At 64.9% G+C, this 1,574-nt stretch carries 2 protein-coding genes; both read right to left on the bottom strand.

Features of this window, described 5'->3' with window-relative positions:
* Positions 1-479 precede the first annotated feature (479 nt).
* Entirely contained in the window at positions 480-1,286 is an 807-nt protein-coding gene (locus EOA28_RS35295) for an ABC transporter permease (RefSeq protein WP_127251876.1), read from the bottom strand.
* Positions 1,287-1,288: 2 nt separating this feature from the next.
* The coding region (locus EOA28_RS35290; RefSeq protein ID WP_128315821.1) for an ABC transporter permease subunit at positions 1,289-1,574 on the bottom strand (286 nt) is incomplete at its 5' end.

The raw sequence follows: 1,574 nt of genomic DNA, 5'->3' as shown, positions 1-1,574 counted from the left end.
GACAAGCCGCTTGCCGGACCGGCAAGGCAGGCCTTCGTCGAGAGGATGCGGCGGCCGCAGGCCGCCTGAACGGACTGCTACGCACGGGCGAGGCCGGGGGGCCTTCGTCCGGTGCGGCGCCTTGATGGCGCAGACTGCTATGAAGCGGGCGCGTCGCGACGCCGCCCCGGTTCCGCTGCGTTTCCAAGCCGCTCCGCCGTCCCGCCGGTTGGACAGACGGTTCATCACGTTTCTTTGAAAAGCGCTGTCTCGATGTCGGATGCTCTCCGCAAACCGATGATAGAACAGGCTTTTCCTGGCCGGTTGGGCACGCAGACCGACCGGAGATTACGGATTTGTAAGTCGCCCGGCTGAGCCCTGTTGGCTAGATTTCGAGTCGATCCACACCCCCGGATCATGACGGTGCCGTGCTTCCACTTCGGCTCCGTAAAGAGGCTCGCCGCTCCTGGCGGGCCTCTTTTTCCGTGAACGCAACCGCTCTACGGCGACGCCTTCTGTCTGGTGATCACGCTCCTCACCGCCAGCACCAGCACCGTGATGACGATCAGGATCACCGAAAGCGCCGCGATCGCCGGATCGATGTTGTCGCGCAGGCCCATCCACATCAGGCGCGGCAAGGTGATCGCATTCACCGAGGTGATGAACAGCGTCACGCCGATCTCCTCCCAGGAAAGCACGAAGGAGAGCAGCGCGGCGGTGACGATGCCGAACTTGATGTTGGGCATGATGACGCGCGTCGCGCGTTCCCACACGCTGGCGCCAAGCCCGCGCGCGGCAAGATCGATGCGCCGGTCGAGCTGGCTGAGCGACACCAGGATGAGCACCGTGGCGAAAGGCACGGTCATCACCGAATGCGCCATGGCGACGCCGAGCCAGGTGTCATAGCCGAAGAACGAGGTGAGCCCGGAGACCGAGGTGAGCAGGAAATAGAGCGTCACCGCCGACACCACCGGCGGCACCACCATGGGCAGCAGCACGAAGCCGACAAGGGCTGCGGTGAAGCGCGGCTGGAACATCCACACGCCGAGACTGAAGGCGAGTGCCAGCACCGTGGAAAGCGCGCTGCTCACCACGCCGATCCGGATCGACAGCAGGATGGACTCCAGCCAGCGCGGATCCTCGATCAGCGAGCGGTAGTGGCGCAGCGACAATTCACCCGTCGGCATGGTCAGCATGCGGCTCGGCGTCAATGACACCGGGATGACGGCAAGCAGCGGCATCAGGAGGAACAGCGCCACCAGCACGGCGAGGAGGAGCGAGACAGGCCCAGGACGGTAGGTTGGCATCGCTACACCAGCTGCTTCGGTTTGACGTAGCGGAAAAGCAGCGCCATCAGCGCGCCGACGAACACCACCAGCACGACGCTGATAGCCGCGCCCAGCCCCCAGTCCGGGCTCTGGAAGATGCGCAGATAGATCAGCTCCGCGATCATCACGCTGCGGCCGCCGCCGAGGATTGCCGGCGTGACGAAGAAGCCCAGCGAGAACACGAAGGTGATCATTGCCGAGCCGATGATGCCGGAGCGCGTCATCGGCACGAACACGGTCCAGAAGGTGCGCATGCGGCTGGAGCCG

Source organism: Mesorhizobium sp. M2A.F.Ca.ET.067.02.1.1 (assembly GCF_004023285.1).
In the GTDB taxonomy this organism is placed as follows: domain Bacteria; phylum Pseudomonadota; class Alphaproteobacteria; order Rhizobiales; family Rhizobiaceae; genus Mesorhizobium.
Note: the sequence above shows the minus strand (reverse complement) of the source record. Positions and strands in the feature narration are given on the sequence as shown.